Origin of the sequence: Nocardia sp. MDA0666, assembly GCF_003023875.1 — a bacterium.
In the GTDB taxonomy this organism is placed as follows: domain Bacteria; phylum Actinomycetota; class Actinomycetes; order Mycobacteriales; family Mycobacteriaceae; genus Nocardia; species Nocardia aobensis.
The window spans coordinates 175,577-192,154 of record NZ_PYHT01000013.1 but is presented as its reverse complement, the minus strand read 5'-3'; the positions used below and the strand labels follow the sequence as shown (position 1 = coordinate 192,154).

General features: G+C 69.0%; 16 protein-coding genes. 4 read left to right on the top strand and 12 right to left on the bottom strand.

Going from position 1 to position 16,578, the window contains the following annotated elements; all coding sequences use genetic code 11:
* Positions 1 to 439 precede the first annotated feature (439 nt).
* Positions 440 to 1,723 carry a tyrosine--tRNA ligase gene (gene tyrS / locus C8258_RS19675; RefSeq protein WP_106956461.1) on the bottom strand — a complete coding sequence of 428 codons (1,284 nt, stop codon included), beginning with the start codon at positions 1,721 to 1,723 and terminating at the stop codon, positions 440 to 442.
* Between the two features lie 211 nt (positions 1,724 to 1,934).
* Here tyrS and C8258_RS19670 point away from each other — a divergent pair, with 211 nt between their 5' ends.
* Positions 1,935 to 2,906 (top strand): NAD(P)H-binding protein, encoded by a 972-nt coding sequence (locus C8258_RS19670; RefSeq protein WP_106956432.1) that lies wholly within the window; start codon positions 1,935 to 1,937, stop codon positions 2,904 to 2,906.
* A gap of 102 nt (positions 2,907 to 3,008) precedes the next feature.
* Positions 3,009 to 3,977 (top strand): AraC family transcriptional regulator, encoded by a 969-nt coding sequence (locus C8258_RS19665; protein WP_106956460.1) that lies wholly within the window; start codon positions 3,009 to 3,011, stop codon positions 3,975 to 3,977.
* A gap of 77 nt (positions 3,978 to 4,054) precedes the next feature.
* Here the strand turns inward: C8258_RS19665 and C8258_RS19660 are convergent, their stop codons facing one another.
* Together C8258_RS19660 and C8258_RS19655 are read right to left on the bottom strand one after the other, a co-directional pair.
* Complete coding sequence (locus C8258_RS19660) at positions 4,055 to 4,456, bottom strand: DoxX family protein (protein WP_106956431.1); 402 nt, start codon at positions 4,454 to 4,456, stop codon at positions 4,055 to 4,057.
* A gap of 82 nt (positions 4,457 to 4,538) precedes the next feature.
* Complete coding sequence (locus tag C8258_RS19655) at positions 4,539 to 5,207, bottom strand: FadR/GntR family transcriptional regulator (RefSeq protein WP_106956430.1); 669 nt, start codon at positions 5,205 to 5,207, stop codon at positions 4,539 to 4,541.
* A 214-nt stretch (positions 5,208 to 5,421) separates the two neighbouring features.
* On the opposite strand from C8258_RS19655, the gene C8258_RS19650 reads away from it, so the two are divergent.
* Complete coding sequence (locus tag C8258_RS19650) at positions 5,422 to 6,990, top strand: 2-isopropylmalate synthase (protein ID WP_106956429.1); 1,569 nt, start codon at positions 5,422 to 5,424, stop codon at positions 6,988 to 6,990.
* 4 nt (positions 6,991 to 6,994) lie between these two features.
* Here the strand turns inward: C8258_RS19650 and C8258_RS19645 are convergent, their stop codons facing one another.
* From C8258_RS19645 to C8258_RS19630, 4 genes are all read right to left on the bottom strand, one after another.
* Entirely contained in the window at positions 6,995 to 7,618 is a 624-nt protein-coding gene (locus tag C8258_RS19645; RefSeq protein WP_036508640.1) for a DNA-3-methyladenine glycosylase, read from the bottom strand.
* 68 nt (positions 7,619 to 7,686) lie between these two features.
* Positions 7,687 to 8,007, bottom strand: a complete 321-nt coding sequence (locus tag C8258_RS19640; RefSeq protein ID WP_233225197.1) for a DUF3761 domain-containing protein — start codon at positions 8,005 to 8,007, stop codon at positions 7,687 to 7,689.
* Positions 8,008 to 8,102: 95 nt separating this feature from the next.
* Positions 8,103 to 9,041, bottom strand: coding sequence for an RNA polymerase sigma factor SigJ (gene sigJ, locus C8258_RS19635; protein ID WP_369974779.1), 939 nt, complete (start codon positions 9,039 to 9,041; stop codon positions 8,103 to 8,105).
* 45 nt (positions 9,042 to 9,086) lie between these two features.
* The gene (locus C8258_RS19630) at positions 9,087 to 10,322 is read right to left on the bottom strand and encodes an NAD(P)/FAD-dependent oxidoreductase (RefSeq protein ID WP_106956428.1); all 1,236 of its coding nucleotides are present in this window, start codon (positions 10,320 to 10,322) and stop codon (positions 9,087 to 9,089) included.
* A 167-nt stretch (positions 10,323 to 10,489) separates the two neighbouring features.
* On the opposite strand from C8258_RS19630, the gene C8258_RS19625 reads away from it, so the two are divergent.
* The gene (locus C8258_RS19625; protein ID WP_106956427.1) at positions 10,490 to 11,218 is read left to right on the top strand and encodes a DsbA family oxidoreductase; all 729 of its coding nucleotides are present in this window, start codon (positions 10,490 to 10,492) and stop codon (positions 11,216 to 11,218) included.
* Positions 11,219 to 11,245: 27 nt separating this feature from the next.
* Here the strand turns inward: C8258_RS19625 and C8258_RS19620 are convergent, their stop codons facing one another.
* From C8258_RS19620 to C8258_RS19600, 5 genes are read right to left on the bottom strand one after another with little or no spacing between them, the layout of a single operon-like run.
* Positions 11,246 to 13,459 (bottom strand): MMPL family transporter, encoded by a 2,214-nt coding sequence (locus tag C8258_RS19620; protein ID WP_106956426.1) that lies wholly within the window; start codon positions 13,457 to 13,459, stop codon positions 11,246 to 11,248.
* 23 nt (positions 13,460 to 13,482) lie between these two features.
* Positions 13,483 to 14,175, bottom strand: coding sequence for an O-methyltransferase (locus C8258_RS19615; protein ID WP_051025395.1), 693 nt, complete (start codon positions 14,173 to 14,175; stop codon positions 13,483 to 13,485).
* The gene (locus C8258_RS19610; RefSeq protein ID WP_106956425.1) at positions 14,172 to 14,960 is read right to left on the bottom strand and encodes an NAD(P)H-dependent oxidoreductase; all 789 of its coding nucleotides are present in this window, start codon (positions 14,958 to 14,960) and stop codon (positions 14,172 to 14,174) included. The genes C8258_RS19615 and C8258_RS19610 overlap by 4 nt, the downstream gene beginning before the upstream one ends.
* A 9-nt stretch (positions 14,961 to 14,969) precedes the next feature.
* Positions 14,970 to 15,497: a cupin domain-containing protein gene (locus C8258_RS19605; protein ID WP_106956457.1), complete on the bottom strand. Its 528-nt coding sequence runs from the start codon at positions 15,495 to 15,497 to the stop codon at positions 14,970 to 14,972.
* A complete protein-coding gene (locus tag C8258_RS19600; RefSeq protein WP_036508633.1) occupies positions 15,497 to 16,552 on the bottom strand; it encodes a type III polyketide synthase in 1,056 nt (351 codons plus the stop codon). Before C8258_RS19600 ends, C8258_RS19605 begins: the two co-directional genes overlap by 1 nt.
* Positions 16,553 to 16,578 lie beyond the last annotated feature (26 nt).

Here is a 16,578-nt window from a genome sequence, read left to right as displayed (position 1 = left end):
CTTAAACGCCAGCCGGAAAATAGCTGACTAAAAAATGTCCGACCCTCACACGGGGGGTGAAGATCGGAACCAAAATAAATATTTGGCACTGACATTCATCGACACACTATTGAGTTCTCAAAGAACAGGCGCACAAACAGTCCGGCCGGTTAACCGACCTTCTTGAGAGGCAACTTTTCCAGCCTAACCACCGAAGCTCGCGAAGTCAACTCACGATCTCTGGGTCCTACTGGCCGTCAGGCGCTCCTCGTCCGACCTCGTTGTCCCGGGCCTCTCGGCTCCGGGTCGGTGTCCGTGTCGCTCTGACCTGGAATAAGTTACGTGGCGGAGAACGGAACGTCAAATCGCCACGTCGGCTTGCATTTGCGCAGGTCACCGAGCCTCGAACCGGCCGGTGGCCGACCTGAATCACACGGATGTGACTCAGGTCATGGCCAGATCAGCTCCCGGCTCGGCGCGCGCCGGCGAAGTTCTTCTTGCCGCGCCGCAGCACCAACCAGCGTCCGTGCAGGTAGTCGGTATCGGCGGGCATCCATTCCGGATCGGAGATGCGGGCGTTGTTCACCGAGGCGCCACCGTCGGCGACCGCGCGGCGAGCCGCACCGCGACTGTCGGACAGTCCGGAGGCGACCAGCAGATCCACGATCGTCGATTCGGGACCGGCCTCCGCCACGGTGCCCTCACCGGCGGCTTCGGCCAGCGCGGAAGCGAGCGTCGCTTCGTCCAGGTCGTGCAGATCGCCGCGGCCGAACAGCGCCTGGCTGGCCAGCTGCACCGCGCGGGTGTGCGCCTCGCCGTGCACGAGCGTGGTCATCTCGGCGGCGAGGCGTCGCTGCGCCTCCCGGGCATGCGGACGCTCGGCGGTCGCGGTCTCGAGTTCGGCCAGTTCCTCGCGGTCGAGGAAGGTGAACCAGCGCAGGTAGCGGATCACGTCGGCGTCGCCGGTGTTCACGAAGTACTGGTACCAGGCGTACGGGCTGGTCATCTCCGGATCGAGCCAGAGGCTGCCACCGCCGGTCGACTTGCCGAATTTCTTACCGTCGGCGGAGGTGACCAGCGGGGTGGTGAGGGCGTGGACCTGTTCGCCGTCGAGGCGGCGGTTGAGTTCGACGCCGGCGATGATGTTGCCCCACTGATCGGAGCCGCCGACCTGCAGCCGGCAGCCGTGGGCGCGGCGCAACTGCACGAAGTCGTTGGCCTGCAACAGCATGTAGCTGAATTCGGTGTAGGAGATGCCGTCGCTGTCGAGGCGGCGCTTGACGGTCTCGCGCGCCAGCATCACGTTCACCGAGAAGTGCTTGCCGATGTCGCGGAGAAAGTCGACGGCGCTGAGATTGCCCGTCCAGTCCATATTGTTGGCGATGATCGCGCCGGTCGGCGATTCGTCGAAGTCGACGAAGCGTTGCAGCTGGCCGCGGATCCGGTCGGCCCACTCAGCGACGGTGTCGGTCGAGTTCATCACCCGCTCCCCCACATCGCGAGGGTCACCGATCAGGCCGGTGGCGCCGCCGGCCAGGACGATCGGGCGATGTCCGGCCTGCTGGAACCGCTTGAGCGTGAGCAGGGGAACGAGGTGACCCGCATGCAGACTCGCCGCCGTGGGGTCGAAACCCGCATACAGCGTGATCGGGCCCTTCGCCGTATCGGCCCGCAGGGCGTCCAGATCCGTGGACTGTGCGATCAGCCCACGCCAGGTCAGTTCGTCGATGATGTCGGCGCTCACGCCCTCCCATCTTTCCGCACCGGGCGCGATCGGCTGCGCTGGGTCGGCCATGTCCGGATGAGCGTGCTGTTCGCCGGCGGTCGAGCGGCGAACCCGCCGGTGCTCAGCGATCTTCGACAAGAACGCCCCGCGAGCTCGGCGTGGACGCGCGCGTATGTGTGCGAGCGTCCGGACCATGGCCGGTCGGCTCCGCTCCGGATGTACTTGACGCATGACCGAAAACACCATCATCCAGAGCGAAACCAACGGCACCGCAACGGTTTCCGAAACCGCTGAATCCGATCACCGGGCTACGGCAGCTACCGCCTCTCGCGGCCTCGACCGTACCGATGCGGGCCCTGTCGTCGTCTTGGGTGGCACCGGGAAGACCGGCCGGCGGGTCGTGGCGCGCCTGGCCGAGCGCGGGATCGAGGTACGGCCGGCCTCCCGCTCGACGGCGATCCCTTTCGACTGGACCGACCGGGCGACCTGGGACACCGCCCTGCGCGGCGCGCGATCCGTCTACCTCGCGTACCAGCCGGATCTCGCCGCGCCGGGCGCCGACCAAGCGGTCAGCGCCCTGACCGAGGCGGCGCGGCGGGCCGGGGTGCGGCGGCTTGTTCTGCTGTCCGGCCGGGGCGAGCCCGAAGCGCAGCTCTGTGAGGAGATCGCTCTGCACAGCGGCCTGGCCACGACCGTCGTGCGGTGCAGCTGGTTCGCCCAGAACTTCAGCGAGGATTTTCTGGCCGAGGAGATCGCGGCGGGCCGGGTGACACTGCCGGCCGACGCGGTCGCCGAGCCGTTCGTCGACGCCGAGGACATCGCCGATGTCGCCGTCGCCGCACTCACCGAGCAGGGGCATGCCGGTGAGGTATACGAGCTGACCGGGCCGCAGGCGCTGACCTTCGCCGAGGCCGTGGCCACGATCGCCGCCGCCACCGGTCGCGAGATCAGGTATCAGCCGGTGGGCCTGGACGAGTACGCCGCCGCGATGTCGGATATGGGATTGCCGCGCGAGGTCGTCGACTCGTTGACCTATCTGTTCGGCACCGTTCTCGACGGTCGCAATACGGCCGTCACCGACGGGGTCGAGCGTGCGCTGGGGCGGGCGCCGCGATCGTTCGCCGAGTATGCCCGCCGGACGGCGGCGGAGGGCGGCTGGCCGATTGCAGGCAGCGAACCGTCCGATGCGCCGCGCGGGTGATCGGCCGTGCCGGTGATCGTGCGCGACTTCCCGGGGTGCCGCCGCCCCACCGGTGCTGGGAACCCGGTTGCCGCGCTCGCCGCCGTGCGCGATCGTCGTGGGATGGATGCCCTCGCCGACCTGCTCGACGGCCCGCGTGCTCGCGGCGCGTTCGTGATGCGCTCGCTGCTCGACCCGCCGTGGTCGTTGCGGATCCAGGACCGGGCGCCGCTCACGGTGGTCGTGGTGACCCGCGGATATGCCTATCTCGTGCCCGACGGCGACGATCCGATCCGGCTCGACGAGGGCGCGGTCGCGATTCTGCGCGGTCCCGACCCGTACACGGTGGCCGACGAGCCCTCGACCCCGCCGCAGGCGATCGTGCACCCCGGCCAGACCACGACCACTCCTGACGGTGAATTGCTATGTGAGACATGGGATCTCGGGGTGCGCAGCTGGGGGACGAATGCGGCCGGAACGACGGCGCTGCTGACCGGAACCTACGAGGTGGCCGGCACGGTGAGCGACCGTCTGTTGCGCGCCCTGCCGCCGCGCGCCGTACTCGACGGTCACGAGGTGGACGAACGTCTGCTCGGACTGTTGGTCGACGAGTCCGGCCGCGATGTTCCCGGGCAGGCGTCGGTTCTCGATCGGCTGCTGGATCTGCTGACCATCGCGGCACTGCGCACCTGGTTCGCGCGGGCCGAGGCGCCGCAGTGGTACAGCGCCTACGCCGATCCCATTGTGGGACAGGCGTTGCGGCTGCTCGAGCACAATCCCGCCCACGATTGGACGGTCGCCGAACTGGCGGCGACCGTCGGTGCGTCCCGGGCGGCGCTGGCCCGGCGGTTCACCGAACTTGTGGGGGACCCGCCGATCGCCTACCTCACCGAATGGCGGCTGGCGCGGGCGGCGGACCTGCTGCGCGGCACCGATGCGACCATCGAATCGATCGCGCGGCAGGTCGGTTACGGGACGGCGTTCAGTCTCAGTGCCGCGTTCAAACGGCGTTACGGGGTGAGTCCGGGTATGCATCGGCGCACCGAACCGGTTGCGGCGGAAGCGGAACGTGACGCCGGTGCGGGCGGCTGACACACGCGACCCTGCCGACATGTCGATGGGCCCGTGCCGGGGATTTCCCGGAGCGGGCCCATCGGGCGGTCCCGACTTCAGTGTGCGGGGCGGCGTTCGTAGGCGATCCAGGCGAAGACGGCCACCAGGACCAGCGGGAAGATCGCGCCCGCCGGGGCGTCCATGACGAAGGCCTGGGTGGCGGCGGCGCAAACCATGGTGATCGACAGTCCGGCGGCGGCGAGGCAGGACAGGCGCGGCACCAGCAGCCCGATTCCGCCCGAAATCTCCACCAGGCCGGTGAAATAGCGGAACCAGTCGCCCCAGCCGATGTCGTGGAAGATGCGGACGGCATCGGATTGGCCGACCACCTTCGGCAGTCCCGAGGCGATGACGAAGAACAGGCCCAGCACGATCTGCAGGGTCCACAGCACGCGGTTGCGGATCGTGCCGGGACGGGTGGTGGTGACGGACGGGGCGGAGGCGGTGACGGCGGTCATGATTCGGTGTCCTTCCGGATGCTCGGTGTCTGTTCGAGCGCGCTCACCACAGAAGACGGGGCACCACGGAGGAATTCATCGGTCAGGAAAAAGCGGATCTCAAGGCGCTCAGATGTACCCGGCTCGCCGTGGCTGCTGTGTCGGCCGACCGATCGCGGATCGCGTCGAACAACACCTCGTGGGCGTGATGGTCCGCGCCTGGATCGGCCATCGGCCGCATCCGCAGCATCTCGGTCATCGCGCGGTGCACGCGCGGGACGAAGGCGTCGAACAACTGCAACAGCACCTCGTTGTGCGCCGCCGCGATCACCGTGCGGTGAAAGGCGGTATCGGCGTCGACGAGATGTTCCACCGAATCGCCGGATCCGGCGCGCACCGACAGCGCCTTACGCATGATCCGCAGGTCGGCAGGGGTGCGCCGCTGCGCCGCCAGAGCCGCGGCCTCGGCCTCGATGGCGATGCGGGCCTCGATGACGGCGGCGATGTCGGCCCGGCGCAACACCTCGTCCCAGTCCTCGGCCACCTCCAACGCGGTGACGAAAACGCCTGCCCCCTGGCGGCTTTCGAGTACACCCTGACCGGACAGTTCCCGGATCGCCTCGCGCAGCGTGGAACGTCCGACGCCCAGCTGGGCCGCGAGGGTCGTCTCGCCCGGCAGTTTGTGTCCGAGTTGCCATTCACCCGCGCGGATCCGGTCGAGCAGGAGCTGCGCGGCCTGGGCCGCGAGCGGTTGCCTCTGCACGGTCGCCATCGGCCCTCACCTCTCTACTTGTCTGAGGAGTTGTCACTCGCTATGGTAGCCGATATGGGACAGGGACTGCTTCTCCTCGGCCGCCGCGGCGGGGTCTGAACGACCGGCACCCTGCCCGCGGGTTGCTGGGCTGCGCCGGTCGACATCTCCGACGCAGAAAGCCGATACCGTGCCCGACCACACTCCCCGCTGGAATCGCCAGCGCCCCTCCGTCATGCCCTCGCATCGCTATCACGATGTGTACCACCGGGTTTCGGTGCCACTGACCGAGCGCAGCTGGCCCTCGAAACGCCTCGAATCCGCCCCGCTGTGGGTGCCGGTCGACCTGCGCGACGGCAATCAGGCCCTGGCCGAACCGATGGATCCGGAGCGCAAGCGCCGATTCTTCGAGATGCTGGTCGCGATCGGCTACAAGGAGATCGAGGTCGGCTACCCGAGCGCCTCGCAGACCGATTTCGACTTCGTCCGCCTGATCCGCGACGCCGAGCCGGCGCCCGCCGACGTCACCCTGGTCGTGTTCACCCCGGCGCGTGCCGATCTCATCGCGCGAACCCTGGAATCGGTGGAGGGGATCACCAACGACGTGGTGATCCACATGTACACCGCGACCGCGCCGCTGTGGCGCGAGGTCGTGCTGGGCCGCTCCCGGGCCGACGTGGCGAAGATGATCGTCGCGGGTGGACGCGAGATCGCGCGACTGGCCGGCGACCGGCCGAATCTGCGATTCCAGTTCTCCCCCGAGGTCTTCATGCTCACCGAACCGGATTTCGTGCTGGAGGTGTGCGATGCGATGACGGACCTGTGGGACGCCTGCCCCGAGCGCCCGGTCGTGCTGAATCTGCCGGCGACGGTGGAGGTGGCCACGCCCAATGTCTACGCCGACCAGATCGAATACATGGACCGCAATCTGAGCCGCCGCGACGGAGTGATCCTGTCGGTCCATCCGCACAACGACCGCGGCACCGGCATCGCCTGCGCGGAACTGGCGATGCTGGCCGGAGCCCAGCGCGTGGAGGGCTGCGTCTTCGGCAACGGTGAGCGCACCGGCAACGTCGACATCGCGACGCTCGCCTTGAATCTCCATGCCCAAGGCGTGGATCCGATGATCGATTTCTCCGATATCGACGGGATTCGCCGGACCGTCGAGTACTGCACGCGAATGCCCATTCCGGAGCGGCACCCCTACGTCGGCGATCTGGTCTACACCGCGTTCTCCGGGACGCACCAGGATGCGATCAAGAAGGGGTTCGCCGACCATCGCCGCCGGGCCGAGCTGGCGGGGGTGCCGGAATCCGAGATCGAGTGGCAGGTGCCGTATCTGCCGATCGATCCGGCGGATGTCGGACGCAGTTACGAGGCGGTGATCCGGGTGAATTCACAGTCCGGCAAGGGCGGTATCGCCTATCTGCTGCAGACCGGATACGGAGTGGAGCTGCCGCGACGGTTGCAGATCGACTTCGCCCGGCACGTGCAGCGCCATACCGACGACAGCGGCGCCGAGGTGAGTGCGCGGTGGTTGTGGGATCTGCTGCAGCAGGTCTACGGTCCGACCGGCGACGGTATCGACTGTGCCGCTCATGGCATCTCGATCGAGATGCTGCAATCGACCCACCACCGGCTGCCTGCAGGCGCGGGTGCGGAATACGTGGTCTACGGCGAGTTCCGGATCGGCAGTGAAACCCGATGGACGCTCGGCGTCGCAGACACTGTCGCGGCGGCCGAACTGGCGGCGACGGTCGCGGCGGCGCAGCGCGCACGGGTGCCGGCCGATGTGACGAGCTGAGCGCTCAGGCCGACCGCCCGACCTCGGGGGCGCGTGGACTGCGGCGGTAGGCCGAGACCGCCGGGGAGTCGCGCAACCACAGTCGCCACGGGCGGTCGGCGGCCAGGCTCACGCCGACCCGGGGGCCGACCCCGATCGCGGCGGAGTCGGTGATCTCCGGGCCCAACTCCACTCGGATCGGCGCCGCCGGGTCGAACAGCGCGGTGCCGTAGTCGGAGAGGGTGATTCCGAGGGCACTGCCGAAGTTTCCGGGCCCGCGTGCCAGATCGGCTTCGGTGCGGGCCGCGCGACGCCGGGAGCGCACGACCTCGTGGCCTTCGATCACCTCACCGGCCCGCAGCAGCACGGCACTGGCGACTCCGTCGGGGCCGCTGGTGACGTTCACGCAGGTGTGCATGCCGTAACTGAAGTAGACGTAGAGCATGCCGGGTGGGCCGAACATGACGGCATTGCGCGGGGTGCGGCCGCGGCCGGAGTGGGCCGCCGGGTCGTGCCAGGGTCCGGCCGGGTCACCGCCGTACGCCTCGACCTCCACGATGCGTACGGCGACCGGGCCGGACCGCATCGTCGCGCCCAGCAGGCGGCGGGCGGCGGCCAGCGGTTCCACGGCGAGTTCCTCGGCAGACACGGGTTCTCATTCTTACTCGAGCACCCGTGGTGACCGGCGCCACGCCCGCCGCAGACCATCCGGCTCGGTCAGAGCCAGCGTTCGACACCGCCGTGATGGGAGCAGGTGCCGCTGCGGTGGCGGCTGTAGCTGTAGGTGCCGTCGCCGCACTGTGCGGTCGCGCCGTCGGGATCCGAGCCGGGACGCGGGACGCAGGCGTGGTCGACGTTCTCGTAATCGCCTGCGGGGCAGGAGACGAAGGCCGGGGCGGCGGTCGCGGTAGTGGTGGCGGCGGGGGCCAGGACGGCGGCGAAGCCGACACCGGCGGCGAGCAGCCAGCCGGTCAGGGTGGTTCGACGGGCGGGAATCCTGGCGCCGGATCGACGGGTGCGGCTCGCTACGCTGTGCACTTGTGAAACTCCTACCATTCTGATCTACGCCGGAACTGTCCCGGCGGATGACAAAAATAGCGCATCCCGTAGCCGCACAGGACATTTCGGTCGAATCAGAGGTGTCGGATCTCCTGCGGCGGTCGCAGGCCGGCGAGTTTGTCGGGATTCACCTGGAAACGCAGATTCTGCACGCGGCCGTCGAGAACGTCGAAGGTGAGTGCGCCGACCGGGAATCCGCCGATCTCGCCGACCACGCCGAGTTCGCCGTTCAGCACCGCGGCCCGCATCCGGATACCGGTCAGGACGGGTTTGGCCAGCACACCGAGCAGCCAGCGGGCGACGTGGTCGGGGCCGTGCAGCGGGCGCCGGGCCGCGGTGACCTTGCCGCCGCCGTCGTTCCAGAGGGTGACGTCGGGAGCGAGCAGTTGCATCAGCGCGTTGACGTCGCCCCCGTTGGCGGCCGCCAGGAACTGCTCGGTGATCTCCTGCCGCGCAACGGGATCGGTGTCGTAGCGGGGCCGGCGCGCCTGCACGTGATTGCGGGCGCGATGCGAGATCTGCCGGACGGTCGGCTCGGGCCGATCGAGGAAACCGGCGATCTCGGCGGGTGAGAAGCCGAAGACGTCGCGCAGTACGAACACCGCACGCTCGACCGGGCCGAGCGTCTCCAGCACGACCAGCATCGCCGTGGACACCGTGTCGACGATCTCGACGCGCTCGGTGGCATCGGGTTCGCTGAGCAGCGGTTCGGGCAGCCACGGGCCGACATAGGTTTCACGCACCGCGCGGGCGCTGGTCAGCCGGTTCAGCGACAGGTTCGTCACCGTCCGCACCAGATACGCCTTCGGGTGGCGGACCCGGATCCGGTCGGCCTCGTGCCATTTCAACCAGGCGTCCTGCAGCACGTCCTCGGCGTCGGCCACACTGCCGAGCAGTTGATACGCGGTGGCGAACAGCAGCCGGCGATGCGTGTCGAACGCATCGCCGGGGTCCGCCGGCGGGTCCGCGGGCCGCGCGGTCATCGCACCGGCGTCCTCGGCATCACCGTCCATGCGCTCATCCTCTCCCGCTCGGTCGAGCACCCGCAATATCGCGCCTCAGGCCACGATGCGTCCGGCCGTGCGCGTCGCGCGTCCACCGCGTGACAGCGTGACCGAGACATTCGCGCGCCGGCTCAGCCGGAACGTCGGGACCGGGCTGCTGCTGACGAACTCCTTGTACCGCACCGCGGCGCGGCCCGTCAGATATCCGCGCCGAGGGCTGTCGTCGGCGTGGGTGAATCCGATGACGGCGTCACGGCGGCCGAGGCTGACCGGCTGGTGGAAGTAGCCGAATCGGAACGGCCGCACCCGCTTTCCGCGCAGGCGCCGGGCGATGGTGTCGGCGGCGTAGGCCGCGGTCGGCATCCCGCTCTGGCACGTGCCGTGCATGCGGCCCCACGGCTGGGTGATCGCGGCGGCGTCGCCGATCGCGTAGATATCGGGATGCGACACCGACCGCAACGTCGCGTCGGTGACGATGGCCCCCGCCGTGTCCGTGGTGATGCCGGCCTCGGCGGCCAGGGCGGGCACCCGGACTCCGGCGGTCCACAGCGTGAGCCCGGCCGGCACCATCACGCCGTTGTCGAGGCGCACCGCGTCCGGCAGCACCTTGGTCACGCGAGTTCCGCTGCGGCGCACGATGTTCAGGCGATCCATGGCACGCTCGACATAGGCCCGCGGGCGCTCTCCCAGCATGGCGGCGGGTTCTCCGGTGCTGATCAGGGTGACGGTGAGGCCGGGATGGGATTCGGCGATTTCGGTGGCGGCTTCGACGCCGGTGAGACCGCCACCGCAGACCGCGACCGCTCCCCCGCTCGCCTCGAGTTCGGCGAGGCGCTGCGACATCCGATGTGCCGCGCGCGGATCGTCGAGGGTCCGGGCATGCTCGGCCACCCCCGGCACGGTGGTGGTGTCGGCTCGGCTGCCGAGGGCGTAGACCAGGGTGTCGTAGCCGAGTTCGGCGCCGTCGTCGCAGATCACGCGGTGCGCGGCCGGGTCGATCGCGGTCGCGGCGGCGCGATGGAAGGTCACGCCGGTGCCGGCCAGTAGTTCCGGAATGCGGTGGTCGGCGAGCTCGGTGCCGGCCGCGACCTGATGCATGCGCAGCCGCTCGGTGAACCGCTCCGACGGATTGACCAGCGTGATGCGCACCGGCTGCTTACGGGTGCGGCGCGCGAGCCGGATGGCCGCCAGCATTCCGGTGTAACCGGCGCCGAGAACGACGATGTCGTGCGGACGTCCGGCGTGCGGCTCACGCGGGGTCCCGTGGTTGCTGCGCTGGGTCTCGCTCATGGTCTTGTCCTTTCGCGGCGGGTCGACTGTGCGATTCGGGTATGGGACAAGTCGGCCGCCGCATTCGTGACACCACGGACTGTGATGCCAGTCACACCCCGGGGAACAGGCCGGGCAGGCGCTCGGTTGACATGTCAGAACTTTTCGAAGACGCGAATGAGGTGACCATGGCCGTACAGGTCGAGATCTGGACCGATATCAACTGCCCGTTCTGCTATCTGGGCAAGCGGCGCTTCGAGCAGGCGCTGGCCGGCTTCGAGCACCGCGACCAGGTGCGGGTCGTCCACCGGTCCTTCGAGCTGGACCCGACGCTGCCGGCTGGGCACAGCGGCCCGGTGGTCGCCCATATCGCCGAGAAGTACGGCATCAGCGAGGCCCAGGCCGCCGCCAACGAACGCGGCATCGCCGCCCAGGCGCAGGCCGTCGGGCTGCCGTACCGCACCGAGGGACGCGACTTCGGCAACAGCTTCGATATGCACCGGCTGCTGCACTTCGCACTGGATCGGGAACGGCAGGACGAGGTGCTCGACGCGCTGTACGAGGGCAATTTCGCCGACGAGCGGCCGGTGTTCGGGGATCGGGAACGATTGATCGAGCTGGCGGCGCGAGCGGGCCTGGACTCGGTCGAGGTGCGCGCCACCCTCGACGATCCGCAGGCCTACGCCGATGCGGTGCGCGCCGACGAGAACACCGCCGCGCAACTCGGCGCGCGGGGTGTGCCTTTCTTCGTCTTCGACCGCACCTACGGCGTCTCCGGCGCCCAGCCGCCCGAGGTGTTCACCCAGGCCTTGGAGCGCGCGTGGGCCGATCACGCTCCCGCGCTGCAGGTCCTCGGCGACGGTGACGCCTGCGGTCCGGACGGTTGCGCCGTCCCCGCCACGGACGACCGAGGCTGATCGCGGTCCCGTGACGCGGGGCGCGATCTATCCCGAGACGGGTTCCGCGTCGCGCAGCCCGACCCGAGCGTGCACCCAGCGCAGTGGCCGCGGCGCCCACCAGTTCCAGCGCCCCGTCAGGCGCATAAGCGACGGAACGAGCAGGCAGCGAACCACGGTGGCGTCGACGAGGACGGTGAGCGCCAGCCCCAGTCCCAGCAACTGGATGAATGCCAGGCGGGAAAAGACCAGGGCGCCCAGGACTATCGCCATCAGCGCCGCCGCGGCGGTGACGATACGACCGGTCCGGGCCACACCGAGCGCCACCGACCGGGTGTTGTCACCGCATCGCAGCCACTCCTCACGGATCCGTGAGAGCAGGAAGATCTCGTAGTCCATCGACATGCCGAATGCCAGGCAGAACATCATGATCGGGACGTTGGCCACCAGATAGCCGGTCGGCGTGAAACCGAGCACGCCGGCCAGATGCCCATCCTGGAATATCCACACCATCGCCCCGAACGCGGCGGTGAGCGACAGCACGTTCATCAGCAGCGCCTTCACCGGGAGCACCACGCTCCCGGTGAACAGGAACAGCACCGAGAACATCGCGACCACGATCCACACCGCGGCGACCGGCAGGCGGGCACCGATCGAATCGAGCGCGTCCCGGTTCTCCGCCGCGGCGCCCCCGAACAGTGGTGGCGCCGGGGCCGCGATCGCGCGCAGCCGGTCGAGCTGCCGGGCGCCGGCCACCGAATACGGGTCCAGGTCCGTGCCGACGAGGAGCACCTCTCCGGCGGTGCCACTCATCCCCGGCGGCGCCGACGCCATCCGGGCTCCGCCGACGTAGGTACCGGAGCCGGAGAGAACCGCCGAGACGTCGGGCACCCGCGACAGTTCGGCGGCGTAGGCGCCGGGGTCGCCGTGATGGCCGGGCAGGACGACGGTGACCGAATCGGTGGGATTGCGTGCGAACTCCGAACGCAGGATGTCGCCGACCGTCCTGCTGTCGGCCACCCCGGCGCGAATCGCCCGATCATCGGGAGTGCCGAACTTGATCGCGAGAAACGGCGCACCCAGCAGCAGCAGTAGCGCGGTGACCACCACCGCGACGGGCAGTGCGCGGCGCATCACGCCGGTGACCATGCGATACCAGACACCGTCCTCCAGCGGCACCGTCCGCCGCGGCGACAGCCGGAGCAGACGCCGCAGCGGCGCCCGGAGGTCGAGGGCGTTCACCCGGTCGCCGAGCAGCACCAGGCACGCCGGCAGGACGAGCACCGACGCGAGCGCGGCCACCGCGACCACGACCAGTCCGCTGTAGGCGAACGAGCGCAGGAAGAACATCGGGAAAACCAGCAACGCCGACAGCGAAAGGATCACCACCAGAGCGGAATACAGCACCGCGCGGCCGGCGGTGCAGACCGCGCGGATCACCGCCTCCTCCCGGTCCGCCCCGCGGTCGAGTTCCTCCCGGTACCGCGAGACGACGAACAGGCTGTAGTCGATGGCGAGTGCCAGACTCAACGCAGTGGTCGTATTCAGCGCGAACACCGACACCTCGGTGAACTCGGTCAGCAGCCGGAGAACGGCCAAGGTGGTGACGATCGACACCAGCCCGATGACCACCGGCAGCAACGCCGCGATCACACTCCCGAAGACCAGGATCAACACGATCGCCGATATCGGGATGGCGACGGCCTCGGCCGAGGCCAGGTCTCGCACGCTGACGGCGCTCAGGTCGCGCAGGGTCGCCGCGTAGCCGCCGGCGTGAATCGTCACCCCCGCCGGCGCCGGCAGCGCGCGGGCGATCTCGTCGGCGGCCTTCTGCTGGGCCGTGTCGTCACCGGCGATGCGGGCCACGACCAGGGCGGTCCGGCCGTCCGAACTGCGCAGTGCCGCACGCAGATCCGGCGGTGAGGTCCAATACGACTGCACCGCCGTGATGTCGGACCGTCGCTGCAACCACGCGGTCACGTCCACGCCCGCCTGCCGGGCCGAGGGGCTCTCGACGCCGCCGTCGGCGCCGACGGTCAGGACGAGATTCGGTGCCACGCCGCCGAATTCGGCGTCCACCAGTTCGCTCACCCGCGTCGACTCCGCGTCCGGCGGTGCGAAGCCACCGGCCTCGAGCCGGTCGACGACCGAACTGCCGGCCGCCGCGGCGATCAGCACCACCAGCAGCGCGACGCCGAGGATCACCTTCGGGTGGAACGCGGCGACCCGCGCGACGCGCTCGAGTACGGAGGTCTTCTTCATCGTTCCTCTCCGGTGGCCGGACGCTACCGCACCCGCACGATCACATCGATTCCGTCGTCGAGGGGCAGGGTTGTCCGTAGATAGGTCTGCGAGCGTTCCGCTATGTAGCGGTGGAAGTCGTCGAGCAGGTCGGCATGTCTGGAGACATTGTCCGAGACGATGATCGATCCCAGCGTCAATTTCGGCTCCATCGCTCGAAATACGGGCAGATGCAGGGGCAGCCACCCGTCGAGCAGCAGCAGTCCGACGGGGCCGGACACGGTCGGCAACGTCTCGAGCGCATCGCCGACCAGCACGCGCACCCGATCGCCCACACCCGCCTCGGCGAGGTTGGCGGTGGCGACCGCGGCCTTGTGCGCACTCAGTTCGGTGCCGATCACCTGCGCGCCCGTGCGTTGTGCGGCGGCGGCCAGGTACAGCGTCGACATGCCGTGCGAGGTGCCGTATTCGACGATCGTGGCGGCGCCGGAGCCCACCGCCAGCTGAAACAGCAGGCGGCCCACCGAACGGGCGACCGGCAGCATCGCCGCCTCACCCGTGGCGGTCATCGCCCGCAGGGTCTCGGCATCCGGTGTCGCGCCGAGTTCGCGCAAGCGCACCGATACCGCGCCGATCACGTCGCCGTCGGCGTGGGCCGCCACTTCCAGTCGCTCGACGACACCGCGCACCCGGTCGTCGAGAAAGTCGAGACCACTGTCGGTTCCGATGTCGATCATGATTCTCCACTTCGATGTCCGTTGCTCGAAAGGACCGGGCCACTTGCCATTTCGGCACTGATCCACTCCTGCGCCTCGCGTGCGGAGATGCCGGCGTTGTGCAGCCGCTCCGCGACCACGCCGGGCGGCGCGCCCCGGCTCAGCGCCTCGCGCACCATCGGGGCGAAGCGCGCCCGTTCGACGACGGCCCGGTGGGCCGCGACGAAGTCGGCGCCGGCGCGCGCGGTCCCCGCGCTGAGGGCGTTGCCGAACTGTTCGAGTGCCAGGGCGACCAGCGCTCGCACGGCGGGATCCGTGATGGCCACCGACCCGTCGGCACCGGGTCGCAGCAGGCTCGGCGCCGAGGCGAGCACGATTTCCGGTTGGTACAGCACGGTGTTGCCCAGATACGACAGCACCCGGTTCAGGTCGGCCAGTCCGCGCGCGCCGTTGCTGCGTGACAGCGTCACCACCACGGGCACGATCACCTTCCCGCGCAGGGCGCCGCCGCCGTGCGGGCGCGACAGCCAGTCGAGGGCGTTCTTCAGCACACCCGGAACGGACTGGTTGTATTCCGGGGAGGCGACGATCACCCCGTCGGACGCGGCCACCGCGGCGCGCAACGCCCGTACGCCCGGTGGCGGCGCCGCGGTATCGATGTCCTCGTTGTACAGCGGCACCTCGCCGAGCCCGTCGAACACGTGGTAGCCGCATTCGAACGGCAGCAGGTACGGCACCGCCTCGAGGAACATCCGGTTGTAGGACTGCCGCCGCAGCGAGCCGGCGAGTCCGAGCACGCTCGTCATCGCTGCGGCTCACTCACCGTTCGGCTGGTAGCGCAACTCGCTGATCTGCTCGATGTCGTATTTCTGGCGCAGTGCCGCCACGGCGGCCGGATCCACCGCGGCGCCGGTGCGGAAGATCTCGATGAGACCTTCGAAATAGTGTTCGTGATCCGGCGGCGGCGAGGCCTGGAAGAACATCTTCGCCGGCGTGTCGGAGGCGTTGCGGAACGCGTGCGGGCATCCGGGCGGCACGAACACCACGCTGCCGGGCCCGGCCGTGATCACGGTGCGGCCCTCCTCGGAGCGCCACTGCGACCAATGTCCTTCCCACGAAACCGGTTCGAAGGCAAGGAATTCCAGCTCGCCCTCGACGAGGTAGAACAGCTCCTCGGAATGGTGATGCAGATGCGCGCCGACGTCGAAGCCCGGTGGGACCAGCACCTCGAAACTGGACGCGGCGGTGGAGTGCTCGCCGGTGACCTTGAAAACCACTTCGTGTGCGGCGCTGACGAGTCGTTTGCCCTCGCCCGGCGCTACGTAGAGTCCGTGAATCGACATCAGCTGTACCACTCTCCCAGTGAGATCTCGGCGGTGATTCCCGGACCGAACCCGGCGATGATGCCGCGTCCGATCTTCGGATTGTCGGTGTCTTCGAAGAGCCGCCGGGTCGCGTCGAGCACCACGGCGCTGGCGATATTGCCGTGCCGGGTCAGCGTCTCGCGGCTGTAGCGGAACTGGTTCGGCGCCACATCGAGGAATTTCGACAGGTCGTCGAGGATGCGTGGTCCGCCGGCATGGATGATGTAGAAGTCGAGGACCCCGGCATCCCAGCCCTCCTGTTCGGAGACCGCGCGCAGCACCGGCGCCAGCGGTTCCATCGTTCCCGGGACCCGCTTGTCCAGCTGGAAGTGGAAACCGGTCGCCCGCACCGCGTAGGAGATCCAGTCGATGGTGCCGGGAATCAGGTAGGACGCGTTGCGCCGCAACTCGATTCCGGCTCTGCCCGCGGCGGCGGCATCGGAGACCACCACGGCCGCGACGGCATCGCCGAACAGGCCGTTGGACAGCAGGGTGCCGACGGAGACGTCACTGGGCTGGTAGCACAGCGAGCAGAACTCGCACGACACCACGAGGACGTTCGCGCCGGGGTGGGCCCGGCAGTAGTCCAGTGCGCGGGCGATGGCGGCACCGCCTGCGGCACAACCGAGTTGAGCGATCGGAAGCTGTGCCGTGGAGTACCGGAAGCCGAGTTCGTTGATCATCCACGCGGTCAGCGACGGCATCATGAAGCCGGTGCACGAGACGTAGATGATGGCGTCGATATCCGCCGCGGCCTTGCCGGCGTTGGCCAGCGCCTCTTCGACGACCACCGGCACGTAGCGTTTCGCCTCCACCTCGTGCAGTTGATTGCGTTCCTCGAAACCGGGGTGCCGCAACGCACGATCCAAGGGCTGCACGATGTTGCGGGTCTCGACGCCGGTGTTGCGGATCAACCGCAACGCCAGCTCCAGGTCCGCGTGGCCCGCGTGCAGCCGGCGCGCGACGTCCAAGGTCTGTTCGAGGGTGACCACCTCGTCCGGGAAGGCCACCGCGGGTTTGTACAGGATCGCCATTCGCCGATCTCCTAACTCGTAATTCG

Bases quoted from the DNA above. Each gene is read 5' to 3' on its own strand.
- C8258_RS19670 (WP_106956432.1), top strand. From the start codon at position 1,935: ATGACCGAAAACACCATCATCCAGAGCGAAACCAACGGCACCGCAACG.
- C8258_RS19665 (WP_106956460.1), top strand. From the start codon at position 3,009: ATGGATGCCCTCGCCGACCTGCTCGACGGCCCGCGTGCTCGCGGCGCG.
- C8258_RS19660 (WP_106956431.1), bottom strand. From the start codon at position 4,456: ATGACCGCCGTCACCGCCTCCGCCCCGTCCGTCACCACCACCCGTCCC.
- C8258_RS19655 (WP_106956430.1), bottom strand. From the start codon at position 5,207: ATGGCGACCGTGCAGAGGCAACCGCTCGCGGCCCAGGCCGCGCAGCTC.
- C8258_RS19650 (WP_106956429.1), top strand. From the start codon at position 5,422: ATGCCCTCGCATCGCTATCACGATGTGTACCACCGGGTTTCGGTGCCA.
- sigJ (WP_369974779.1), bottom strand. From the start codon at position 9,041: ATGGACGGTGATGCCGAGGACGCCGGTGCGATGACCGCGCGGCCCGCG.
- C8258_RS19630 (WP_106956428.1), bottom strand. From the start codon at position 10,322: ATGAGCGAGACCCAGCGCAGCAACCACGGGACCCCGCGTGAGCCGCAC.
- C8258_RS19625 (WP_106956427.1), top strand. From the start codon at position 10,490: ATGGCCGTACAGGTCGAGATCTGGACCGATATCAACTGCCCGTTCTGC.
- C8258_RS19620 (WP_106956426.1), bottom strand. From the start codon at position 13,459: ATGAAGAAGACCTCCGTACTCGAGCGCGTCGCGCGGGTCGCCGCGTTC.
- C8258_RS19615 (WP_051025395.1), bottom strand. From the start codon at position 14,175: ATGATCGACATCGGAACCGACAGTGGTCTCGACTTTCTCGACGACCGG.
- C8258_RS19610 (WP_106956425.1), bottom strand. From the start codon at position 14,960: ATGACGAGCGTGCTCGGACTCGCCGGCTCGCTGCGGCGGCAGTCCTAC.
- C8258_RS19605 (WP_106956457.1), bottom strand. From the start codon at position 15,497: ATGTCGATTCACGGACTCTACGTAGCGCCGGGCGAGGGCAAACGACTC.
- C8258_RS19600 (WP_036508633.1), bottom strand. From the start codon at position 16,552: ATGGCGATCCTGTACAAACCCGCGGTGGCCTTCCCGGACGAGGTGGTC.